Genomic DNA, 10,800 nt, shown 5'->3' with positions numbered 1-10,800 from the left:
CCCGCAGGCGCTGTTTCCAGCCGTCCACCAGCGCCTGCGCCTGCTGGCGTTTACCGAAAATCTTGCCCAGCGTCAGCTCGTCGCTGTAAAGCAGGTCCATGCTGGCTTTTTTCCTTGTTTTACCGGCAATGGCGCAGCTCTCGCTCAGCACCAATGTTTTCACGCCGTAGCGGGCGAGGCTTGACGGCGTGACGTCTCCGCCCACTTTCATGCCGTAATTCCAGCCGGCGAAAAAGAAATCCGGGTTTGCTGCCAGCAGCGTTTCAAGCGAGGGATATTTCGGCGCCAGTTCGGGAATGCGGCCCATCGCCTGTTTAAATTCCGGCGTCATTTTGTACCAGCCGGAAATCCCGGTCAGGCCGACGATCCGATCCTGCAAATGCAGGGCAAAGGCCATTTCGGACATATTTAAATCGTTGATCACCGCGCGCTTCGGCGCCTCCGTGAAGGTAACCGGCGTGCCGCAGCTGTCGACGGTGACGGGAAAATCCGCGGCACTCGCCGCCGCACCTGCGGCCAGCGCCGTCAGGCCAATGAGGAGTTTATGCATGATTTATCTCGATTATGTTCAGGCTAAACAGGGTGTTTCGTAAATGCGCAGCGTCTTTCCGGTATTCGGATGGGCAACGGTGACGCTGGTCAGGCCGAATACCGGATAGAGGTATTCAGCGGCGAGCGCTTTTTCCGGCACATCCCAGACGATCTGGCGTCCCTGGCACAGCACCAGCATCCGCTCTGCGAACGCCTCGGCCAGCGGCAGATCGTGAAGCACTGCCACGGTAGCGATGCCCTTACTTTTAACCTGCGCCAGCAGCTCGGCCCGCCCGGCGGGATCGAGATGGTTGGTGGGCTCATCCAGCAGCAGCAGATCCGGCGTCTGGGCAAAGACCCGGGCCAGCGCCGCCCGCTGGCGTTCGCCGCCGGACAGCGCGCCCAGAGTGCGGTGCCTGAAGCTGTAAAGCCCCGTTTCCGTTAGCGACCGGAGCACCACCGCGCGGTGCTCGCGCGGGGACATCGCAGAAAGGTGGGGAAGGCGGCCGAGGGCGACGTAATCCTCCAGCGTCAGGCGTGGATCGGGCGCCTCGTTTTGCCCCAGCACGGCAATGTGGCGCGCGCGCTGAGCGGCACTCAGCGCGGATATCGGGGTGCCCAGCAGGCAAATGTCGCCTGATGCGGGCTTAAGCTGCCGGGTTATGGCGGCCAGCAGGCTGGTTTTGCCGCTGCCGTTTGGCCCAACCACTGCCAGGCGCTCGCCGCGCCCGAGGGTAAAATGAATATCCGCCAGCACCCGCGCGCCGCCGCGGCACAATGAGGGAATATTGACGCTGAGAATGCTGTCCAGGCTGCTGTTAATCATTGGATTCAAAACGGGGATTAATAATTGTTATAATATAACAATTAACGATGGGCGCGAGAAGGGGAACCGGCTGCGATCGTAAAAAAGCCCGGCGTGTTGCCGGGCATGATGTGTGGCGTAAATCTGTCTCTACAGCGTGATGTATTTTTCCAGCACCCGCACCAGCTGGGTTACGAAGCCGTATTCGTTATCGTACCAGGAGACGGTTTTCACCAGCTGCAGATCGCCCACTGCGGTAACTTCGGTCTGGGTAGCGTCAAATACCGATCCATAATGGCTGCCGACAATGTCGCCGGAAACAATCTCATCTTCGGTATAGCCAAAAGAGTGGCTGCCGTCGGCGGCTTTTTTGACTGCAGCATTCACTTCCTCAGCGGTTACCGCCTTACCTAGGATCGACACCAGCTCGGTCACGGATCCGGTTTTCACCGGCACGCGCTGGGCGTGCCCTTTCAGCTTGCCGTTCAGCGCCGGGATCACCAGGCCGATGGCTTTCGCCGCGCCGGTAGTGTGGGGAATGATATTTTCCACCGCCGCCCGGGAGGCGCGTAAATCCTTGCCGCGCGGGCCGTCCACCAGGGCCTGGGTGCCGGTATAGGCGTGAACGGTAGTCATGGTGCCGACTTTTATTTCAAAGGCGTCGTTAAGCGCCTTCGCCATCGGCGCCAGGCAGTTGGTGGTGCAGGAGGCGACGGAAATGATAGTGTCGCCCGCATCCAGCGTATCGTCGTTGACGCTGTAGACGATAGTTTTCATCTCGCCCGCCGGCGCGGAAATCAGCACCTTTTTCGCCCCCGCGTCGAGGTGGGCCTGGGATTTTTCCGCCGAGGTGTAAAACCCGGTACACTCGACCACGGTTTCCGCGCCCGCTGCCGCCCAGGGAATGTTCTTCGCGTCTTTCTCGGCGTACACCGCAATTTTTTTGCCGTCGACAATCAGCGCGTCGTCGGTGAAATCCACCGTCCAGGGAAATGGCCCGTAGTTGCTGTCGTACTTCAGCAAATAGGCCAGCACTTTCGGGGATGTCAGATCGTTGATGGCGACCACGTCTGTCGAACTCTTCACTTCCAGCAGGCGGCGCAAAACCAGGCGGCCGATGCGGCCAAAACCGTTAATGCCAATCTTACTCATCGTCGTGCTCCTTATGGGCAGGTCAATAAATCGTCTGTTTAAGAATTAAACGAGTTTGGCATGAAGGGCAACTAAAGTTATTGGCGAAACCGGGCGTTAATTGAACAGTAATGGATTATCGACAGCGGTGGGGGGAGTGCCGGGCAATGTTCCCGCCCGGCAATTAGCGCTGCGGTATTCGCTAGCGCATCAGGGGCTCTTGCTCCAGACTCTCTTTTTCACAATAGTAGGCGTAACGTTCGCAAAACCAGCAGCGGTGCTCTTCGTCCATATTGCCGGTAATGGCATCCAAGTCTACCGGATGGCCTTCTACCTGCATGATGGCAAAGGTGCGCGCCAGAAAATCAAAATTCTTCACTGAATAGATATTGTTGTCCATCAGCATATCCTCCGGTTGTATAGCGTCAGTTAAGGTCATATGCTCTTTACCCGTCGTCATACTTCAGTTGTAGAGTAGATAACATTCAGTATTTGCCTGAACGGGCCTTTTCGCTGTGCATAATGTGCGCAATTCCTGCGTCTTTTGGCTGTTCCGGAAGGGATAGTGCTCTACGCCAAAGGATATTCAGATCGGGAGCTTATTATCATCATGAACGCCCGGGTTAATATGCAAAATAAACTTTTACTGCTGCCGTCTGCTATTTTGCTGCTGCTGCGGGCAACGCCTAAATTATCCATTCTGTTTCTGGCGTTAATTATCCTGCAGGGCCTGCTGCCCACCGCGAATGTCGCCATTGGCATGTATCTGGTGGACGGTATTGCTGAGAAAACCGATACCGGGCTGGTATTTCTGGCCCTGCTGTGGGGAATAACGCTGGTGGCACCGGCAATGTTAACCCCGGTGGTAAATGTGCTGCAGAACATCCTCAATACGCGCTCGACCTGGCTTACGCAGCAAAAAATCATCAATGCAGCGTGCGAAATTGACGATCTGAAATATATGGAGTCTGCGGATATTCATAACAATCTGGAGATGCTTTCACAGCAGGCGGGATACCAGCCGCTCAATCTTCTGGTGGGGCTGGTCACTATTTTTCGCAGCGCGTTAACCGCCCTTGGCCTTGCGCTGGTGCTCTTCTCGGTAGTCTGGTGGCTGCCGCTGGCGTTTCTGCTGCCAATGCTGCCAATGACCCGGTCGGTAGCTCGCGCCAATATGCTGCTGTTTAATAAGTTATTTAATAACGGGATTCATATCCGCAAGGTGAACTACTTTGTCTCCGCGCTGCTCGACGTAAAGCTTCTCAAAGAGATCCGCCTGTTTAATCTGTCGCCCTTTTTTAAAGCCAAACATGCCGCGTCGACGCATGCGCTGGAGCAGGAGCTGAATCAGGTTCGCCGCCGGGCGCTGGCGGGACCGCTGCTGTGGAACTTGCTTTATCTCGGCTGCGTGCTGGCGGCAATATTGTGGTTTGTAAAGCATCTGGCGGCCGGTAGCGTATCGGTGGGCGGTTTGCTGGGGACCCTGCAATCTATCGCCATCTTTAATGTTTCCTGTCAGGGAATTATTTATGCGCTTGCCAGCGCAGGCGAATGTCTTGAGTTTGTTGCGCGCTTGCAAGCACTCGAGACTGCCGCTGCCGGGCAAATAAAAACATTCAGGATCGCTACCGCACCAGATATTCAGGAAATTCGCTTTGAAAATGTCAGTTTTGCCTATCACACTGGAGAACCGGTGCTGGAAAATATTAATCTGCGGCTTCGCGCAGGGGACCGGCTGGCGCTGGTAGGCGAGAACGGTGCCGGGAAAAGTACCCTGATCAAATTGCTGTGCCGACTTTATTCGCCCACCTCCGGGCGCATAACCTGTAACGGTATAGATATCGCCGACATTGATATTCAGCGCTGGCGCGAGCAGCTTAGCGCGATTTTTCAGGATTTTGGCCATTACGCGCTGACCGTGCGGGAAAACGTTGCATTTAGCGACAGTGCTGAAGCCGACGAGGCGTTTTACCAGGCCTGCAGGCGGGCCAAATTTCTGCCCGGAGCGGGGATTCAGCCCGAAACCCAGCTGGATAAAGCCTATGACGGCACCGAGCTGTCAGGCGGCCAGTGGCAGCGCCTGGCGCTGGCCCGGGCACTCTACGCAGGCGGTCAGCTGATTATCTTTGACGAACCCACCAGCGCCCTCGATCCGCGGGTGGAGGCAGAGCTGTTCGCCCAGTTTAACAATCTCGCCCAGGGCAAAACTGCCGTAATCGTCACTCACCGCCTCGGGGTGGTGAAACACGCCACCCGGGTGGCGGTTCTGAAAGCCGGCAAAATTGTCGAGCAGGGCACTCCCGCCGAGCTGGAGCAGCTGGTGGGGGAATATTATGCGCTGCTGACGCTGCAGCGGGAACAATACAATCGGGACGAACGGCCCGGAGACGAAGAGGAACAGCGTCATGCAGCACCTGACTTTTGACGGGCATAACGATCTGCTGCTCAACCTGTGGCTGCACCACCGGGAACGGCCTGTTGACGCTTTTTTCAACGGCATTCCCCACGGGCATCTGGACTATCCGCGGATGCAGCAGGGCGGCTTCGCCGGCGGGCTGTTTGCGCTGTTCGTCCCGCCAGATGATTATCTGCAAAAGCACGCGCCGGACCGCGCGCGCGAAGGGCTGTCGGCCATCGATATTCTCTGGCAGCAGCTGGCAATCCTCCGGCAGCTGGTGGCAGGATCCGGCGGCCGCGCGCGTCTGTGCCTTAATGCAGCTGACATTGCCGACTGTCGGGAAGAGGGCGTGCTGGCGATGGTGGCGCACATCGAAGGTGCCAGCGGCTTTGACGTCCGCGGCGAGGCCCTGGCCGCGTTTCACGCTGCCGGGGTGCGCAGCATCGGCCCGTTCTGGAACCGGTCCAATCCGTTTGGCGAAGGCGTAACCGGCAGTTTCCCCGGCTCTCCTGACAGCGGACCCGGCCTGACGGCGGCAGGCAAAGCGCTCATCGCCGACGCGAACCGGCTCGGGATGCTGATCGACCTGTCGCACATGAACGAAAAAGCCTTCTGGGATACCGCCCGCCTTTCCGACGCGCCGCTGGTGGCAACCCACTCCAGCGTCCACGCTCTGTGTCCCCAGCCGCGCAACCTGACCGATCGCCAGCTGCTGGCTATTCGCGACAGCGGCGGCGTGGTCGGTATTAATTTCGGCAACGCCTTCCTGCGCCCGGACGGTAGCCGCGATACGGATACGCCGCTGGCGATCCTCGTGCGGCATATTACTTATCTGGTTGACTTTATCGGGCCCGATCACGTGGCGCTGGGATCGGATTTTGACGGCGTCAGCGTGCCTGACGAACTGAAAGATGTTAGCGGATTGGCGAAAATTTACGCAATTTTGCAGCGGATTGGCTATGATCACTGTTTGCTGGAAAAAATAAGCTGGGGCAACTGGCAGCGGGTGCTCGGGCAAATCCTGCGCGATTAGCCTAAAACCCTACCCGGCGTGGTGTTGATCTCACCGCATCATTCCCGCAACATCAATACGCTATGCCGTAACGCCGGGATCTGTTCCCGGATAAAATCATCTTGCAGAGTTCACTCTGCATCCGCGTCAAAAAGGAGAAGTTTATGTGGAAAAAACCTGAGTTTGTCGATCTGCGTCTGGGTCTGGAAGTGACCCTGTATATCTCTAACCGTTAATCATCCTGCCCGCCGCTTGCGCGGGCATTTTTTATTTCCGCATCCGGTAATTTCTCATGTTTATTAAAGTGCTGGGTTCCGCCGCGGGCGGCGGCTTCCCGCAGTGGAACTGCAACTGCGCCAACTGCAGCGGCCTGCGCAGCGGCACGCTGCAGGCCAAGGCCAGAACCCAGTCATCCATTATCGTCAGCGACAACGGCACTGACTGGGTGCTGTGTAACGCCTCGCCGGATATCAGCCAGCAGATTGCCCGCACGCCGGCGCTGAACAAAAAGGGCGTTTTGCGCGGCACCGCCATCGGCAGCATTATTCTCACCGACAGCCAAATCGATCACGTTACCGGCCTGCTCAGCCTGCGCGAGGGCTGTCCGCACCAGGTCTGGTGCACGCCGGAGGTTCACGCCGACCTTACCAGCGGGTTTCCCATATTTACTATGTTGACCCACTGGAATGGCGGGCTGCAGCACCGTCCGGTAGAGCCGCTGGCACCGTTCAGCGTTGACATCTGCCCGAGCCTGAGCTTTACCGCCATTCCTATTCAGAGCAACGCGCCGCCGTACTCGCCGTTTCGCGATCGACCGCTGCCAGGGCACAACGTAGCGCTGTTCATTGAAAACCGCGCCAGCGGCCAGAGCCTGCTCTACGCGCCGGGACTCGGCGAGCCGGATGCGGTTATCTCACCCTGGCTGCACAAAGCAGATTGCCTGCTGATTGACGGCACAGTGTGGCAGGACGACGAACTGCTGGCCGCCGGGGTTGGCCGCAACACCGGCCGGGCGATGGGGCACCTGGCGCTGGCTGAATCAAAAGGCCTTATCGCGCTGCTGGCCTCGCGGCCGGCGAAACGCAAAATTCTGATCCACATTAACAATACCAATCCTATCCTGGACGAACGCTCCCCGCAGCGGCAGCTGCTGACCCGAGAGGGCATTGAGGTAAGCGAAGACGGGATGGAGATCCACCTGCAAGGAGCATCCCAGTGATCATTACTGAGGCCCTGAGTGCGGACGCTTTTGAACAGGCGCTGCGCGACAAAGGCGACTATTACCATATTCACCATCCTTATCACGTGGCGATGCACAGCGGCGACGCCACGCCGGAGCAAATTCGCGGCTGGGTCGCGAATCGCTTTTACTACCAGACCAACATCCCGCTGAAAGACGCGGCGATCATGGCCAACTGTCCCGATCCGGCGGTGCGCCGCAAATGGGTGCAGCGCATCCTCGATCACGACGGCATCGGCGATGGTGAAGGCGGTATCGAGGCCTGGCTGCAGCTTGGCGAAGCGGTGGGGCTCAGCCGCGAAGCGCTGCTCTCGGAACGCCTGGTACTGCCTGGCGTGCGCTTCGCCGTTGACGCCTACGTCAATTTTGCCCGCCGCGCCCGCTGGGAAGAGGCGGCCTGCAGCTCGCTGACTGAGCTGTTCGCGCCACAAATCCACCAGTCGCGCCTCGACAGCTGGCCACAGCACTATCCGTGGATCAAAGAAGAGGGCTACTTCTACTTCCGCAGCCGCCTGAGCCAGGCCCGCCGCGACGTGGAGCACGGGCTTGAACTGGCGCTGGAAACCTTTAAAACCGCCGAACAGCAGAACCGCATGCTGGAGATCCTCCAGTTTAAGCTCGACATTCTCTGGACAATGCTGGACGCCATGACAATGGCCTACAGCCTGCAGCGTCCGCCTTATCATACGGTCACCGACGCGGCGGCCTGGCACACCACAAGACTGGTATAACCCGCTATGGATCTAACACAAATTCCGCAATTTCGCCGCGGCTATCGCCTGCAGTGGGAACCCGCCCAGGAGAGCCACGTGGTGCTCTATCCGGAAGGGATGGCCAAACTGAATGAAACCGCCGCCGCCATTCTTGAACTGGTGGATGGTAAACGCGATGCCGCGGCGATCATCGCCCAGCTTAATGCCCGCTTTCCGGAGGCCGGCGGCGTTGACCAGGATGTCGTAGAGTTTCTGCTGGCGGCCGTTGAACAGAAATGGATCCTGTGCCGTGAACCCAACTAAACCCGGCGTTAACCCGCCCCTGTGGCTGCTGGCCGAGCTGACTTACCGCTGCCCGCTCCAGTGCCCGTACTGCTCGAATCCCGTTGATTTTGCGCAACAGGAGCGGGAGCTGACCACCGATCAGTGGATTGAGGTTTTCCGCCAGGCGCGGACCATGGGCAGCGTGCAGCTCGGCTTCTCTGGCGGCGAGCCGCTGACACGCAAAGATCTCCCGGAGCTGATCAAAGCCGCCCGGGATCTGGGTTTTTACACCAACCTGATCACCTCCGGCATCGGCCTGACCCGCCGCAAGCTCGACGTCTTTGCCGACGCCGGGCTCGACCATATTCAGATAAGCTTTCAGGCCAGCGATGAAACGCTCAACGCCGCGCTGGCGGGCTCGAAAAAAGCCTTTCAGCAGAAGCTGGAGATGGCGAAAGCGGTCAAAGCCCACGGCTATCCGATGGTGCTCAACTTCGTGCTGCACCGCCACAACATCGACCAGATTGACCGCATCATCGAGCTGTGCCTGGCCCTCGAAGCGGACGACGTCGAGCTTGCCACCTGCCAGTTCTACGGCTGGGCCTTCGTCAACCGTCAGGGCCTGCTGCCCACCCGGGAGCAGATTGGCCACGCCGAGGCTGTAGTGGCAGACTACCGGCAGAAAATGGCGGCCAGCGGCAACCTCACTAATCTGCTGTTCGTCACGCCGGATTACTATGAAGAGCGGCCGAAAGGCTGCATGGGCGGCTGGGGCGCTATTTTCCTCAGCGTCACGCCGGAGGGCACGGCGCTGCCGTGCCACAGCGCCCGCCAGCTGCCGGTGGAATTTCCCTCGGTGCTGGAGCAGCGTCTGGAAGACATCTGGTACAACTCCTTCGGTTTCAACCGCTACCGCGGCTTCGACTGGATGCCGGAGCCGTGCCGCTCGTGCAGCGAGAAAGAGAAAGATTTCGGCGGCTGCCGCTGCCAGGCCTTTATGCTCACCGGCAACGCCGACAATGCCGATCCGGTATGCAGTAAATCGCCGCACCACGATAAAATCCTCGAGGCGCGCCGGGAAGCCAGCTGCAGCGATATCACCATTGCCCAGCTGCAGTTTCGCAACAGAGTGAACTCTCAGCTGATCTACAAGCAGCGCATTCTCTGATGCAGACTCGCGCGCTGACGCTGACGCTGGCCAACGGCCTGCACTGTCGGCTCATTCATCAGCCCGACGCCGCACAGGCCGCGGCGCTGGTGCAGGTTAACGCCGGCAGCCTGCAGGAGCCGGACCGCTGGCCGGGGCTGGCGCACCTGCTGGAGCACCTGCTGTTTTGCGACAGCGCACATTTTCGCGGCGGCGAGCGTCTGATGCCGTGGATCCAGCGCCGCGGCGGGCAGGTAAACGCCAGCACCCGGCTGGGGGACAGCGCGTTTTTCTTTCAGACCGCCGCTGGCGAGCTTGAAGAAGGGGCGGCCCGGCTCGGGGATATGCTGGCGGCACCGGAGCTGGCACCTGACGACATCCGCCGGGAGTGCGCGGCAATAGACGCCGAATACCGCTTGCTGCAAATCCACGCCCCGGCGCTCTGCGAGGCGGCGCTGCTGGATCTTGCGGTGCCTGCGGGAAAATTTCAGCGTTTTCGCGTTGGTAATAAAACCGGTTTTGGTGACAACGTCACGGAACTGCGCGCTGCTCTGAGGCAGTTTCACCAGCGCCACTACGCGGCGGAGAACTGTATGCTGTGGCTGCAGGGGCCCCATTCGCTGGATGCGCTGGCGCAGATGGCGCAAGAGTGCGGCGCAGGATTTACGCGCGGACAGTCACGCCTGCCGGATCCGCCGCCGCGCGCCGGGAGCCTGCGCTGGCGCCAGCTCGTGCTTCCCGGCGAGGGCCGCTTCTGGCTAGCCCTCCCGCTGGTGGGTGAAGCCGACACGCTCGCCCCCAGCGTGGACGCGCTGCGCAGCTTCTGGCTCGATGACGCGCCGGGGAGCCTGCTGGCACATTTGCGCGATGCCCGGCTGTGCGAAGAGCTTGATATTGAATGGCTGTGGCGGGAGGGCGGCTGCGGCTGGCTGCTGTTCAAGTTTAGTGCGGGCGCTATCAACGCGCGCCAGGCCTGCGATATCGAGCATTATTTTTATCAGCACCTGCGGGCGGTGCAGTCTACCGGCAGCGCGCAGCGCGAGCATTACTATAACCTTGCCGCCGCGGAGTTTGCCCGTCGCCCCCCGCTGGCGCAGCTGCGCGCGCGGGCGCTGGATCTGGCCTCGCCGGAAGCACCGCCTGATACAGACGCTGTCATTTTGTCCCTGCTGCGCGCCGGGCCGCTGCGCCTGCTGACCACCTCGCGCCTCGACGGCGCTGTTGTTCGCCACATCCAGGGCTTCACGCTTCACACCGTGGATGGACCGGCGCAGAGCGGTGATGATTTGCAGCCGCACGCCGTTAACACTGTTAAAAACCTGCGTTCCCTGCATGAGGAAGAGGCGGTCGGAAATGCCGTACGCAACACGGCCAGCACGCCCGCGTTCTACTTCTATCCCCGGGACAGCCGCGACAATGACGCACCCGCGCCGGGGCCGGACGATGCGCGCTTTCCGCTGCTGGCGGTCGGGCCGGGCGGATCGCCGCCGGCGTTGCTGCTGCGCCCGGCCTTTTTTCAGCCGCTGCCGCTGGATGCTGCACTGATGCTGGGCCGCAGG

Annotated in this window: 11 protein-coding genes and 1 pseudogene; 8 read left to right on the top strand and 4 right to left on the bottom strand. The window is 59.9% G+C overall.

Going from position 1 to position 10,800, the window contains the following annotated elements; translation table 11 throughout:
* From QZ766_RS06125 to glgS, 4 genes and pseudogenes are all read right to left on the bottom strand, one after another.
* Positions 1 to 550, bottom strand: a pseudogene (locus tag QZ766_RS06125) (ABC transporter substrate-binding protein); the annotation flags it as partial.
* Between the two features lie 18 nt (positions 551 to 568).
* Positions 569 to 1,357, bottom strand: coding sequence for an ABC transporter ATP-binding protein (locus QZ766_RS06120; RefSeq protein WP_297198801.1), 789 nt, complete (start codon positions 1,355 to 1,357; stop codon positions 569 to 571).
* A gap of 129 nt (positions 1,358 to 1,486) precedes the next feature.
* Positions 1,487 to 2,488, bottom strand: coding sequence for a type I glyceraldehyde-3-phosphate dehydrogenase (gene gap / locus QZ766_RS06115; protein ID WP_297198798.1), 1,002 nt, complete (start codon positions 2,486 to 2,488; stop codon positions 1,487 to 1,489).
* A 181-nt stretch (positions 2,489 to 2,669) separates the two neighbouring features.
* On the bottom strand, positions 2,670 to 2,873 hold the full coding sequence (glgS, locus tag QZ766_RS06110) for a cell surface composition regulator GlgS (protein ID WP_297198820.1): 204 nt from the start codon (positions 2,871 to 2,873) through the stop codon (positions 2,670 to 2,672).
* 159 nt (positions 2,874 to 3,032) lie between these two features.
* On the opposite strand from glgS, the gene QZ766_RS06105 reads away from it, so the two are divergent.
* The 8 genes from QZ766_RS06105 to pqqF form a co-directional block, all read left to right on the top strand.
* Positions 3,033 to 4,892, top strand: coding sequence for an ABC transporter ATP-binding protein (locus QZ766_RS06105; RefSeq protein WP_297198795.1), 1,860 nt, complete (start codon positions 3,033 to 3,035; stop codon positions 4,890 to 4,892).
* A complete protein-coding gene (locus tag QZ766_RS06100; RefSeq protein ID WP_297198792.1) occupies positions 4,873 to 5,898 on the top strand; it encodes a dipeptidase in 1,026 nt (341 codons plus the stop codon). The genes QZ766_RS06105 and QZ766_RS06100 overlap by 20 nt, the downstream gene beginning before the upstream one ends.
* 143 nt (positions 5,899 to 6,041) lie before the next feature.
* On the top strand, positions 6,042 to 6,113 hold the full coding sequence (gene pqqA / locus QZ766_RS06095) for a pyrroloquinoline quinone precursor peptide PqqA (protein ID WP_010617686.1): 72 nt from the start codon (positions 6,042 to 6,044) through the stop codon (positions 6,111 to 6,113).
* 56 nt (positions 6,114 to 6,169) lie between these two features.
* On the top strand, positions 6,170 to 7,096 hold the full coding sequence (pqqB, locus tag QZ766_RS06090) for a pyrroloquinoline quinone biosynthesis protein PqqB (protein WP_297198789.1): 927 nt from the start codon (positions 6,170 to 6,172) through the stop codon (positions 7,094 to 7,096).
* Positions 7,093 to 7,848, top strand: a complete 756-nt coding sequence (gene pqqC, locus QZ766_RS06085; RefSeq protein ID WP_297198786.1) for a pyrroloquinoline-quinone synthase PqqC — start codon at positions 7,093 to 7,095, stop codon at positions 7,846 to 7,848. The genes pqqB and pqqC overlap by 4 nt, the downstream gene beginning before the upstream one ends.
* A 6-nt stretch (positions 7,849 to 7,854) precedes the next feature.
* Entirely contained in the window at positions 7,855 to 8,133 is a 279-nt protein-coding gene (gene pqqD / locus QZ766_RS06080; protein WP_297198782.1) for a pyrroloquinoline quinone biosynthesis peptide chaperone PqqD, read from the top strand.
* Positions 8,120 to 9,262, top strand: coding sequence for a pyrroloquinoline quinone biosynthesis protein PqqE (pqqE, locus tag QZ766_RS06075; RefSeq protein ID WP_297198779.1), 1,143 nt, complete (start codon positions 8,120 to 8,122; stop codon positions 9,260 to 9,262). Before pqqD ends, pqqE begins: the two co-directional genes overlap by 14 nt.
* Positions 9,262 to 10,800 (top strand): pyrroloquinoline quinone biosynthesis protein PqqF (pqqF, locus tag QZ766_RS06070; RefSeq protein WP_297198776.1); only part of this gene is annotated, 1,539 nt, incomplete at its 3' end. The genes pqqE and pqqF, both read left to right, overlap by 1 nt.

Origin of the sequence: uncultured Pluralibacter sp. (assembly GCF_913775985.1) — a bacterium.
Lineage (GTDB): Bacteria > Pseudomonadota > Gammaproteobacteria > Enterobacterales > Enterobacteriaceae > Pluralibacter.
This window is presented reverse-complemented; position numbering and strand designations above follow the sequence as displayed.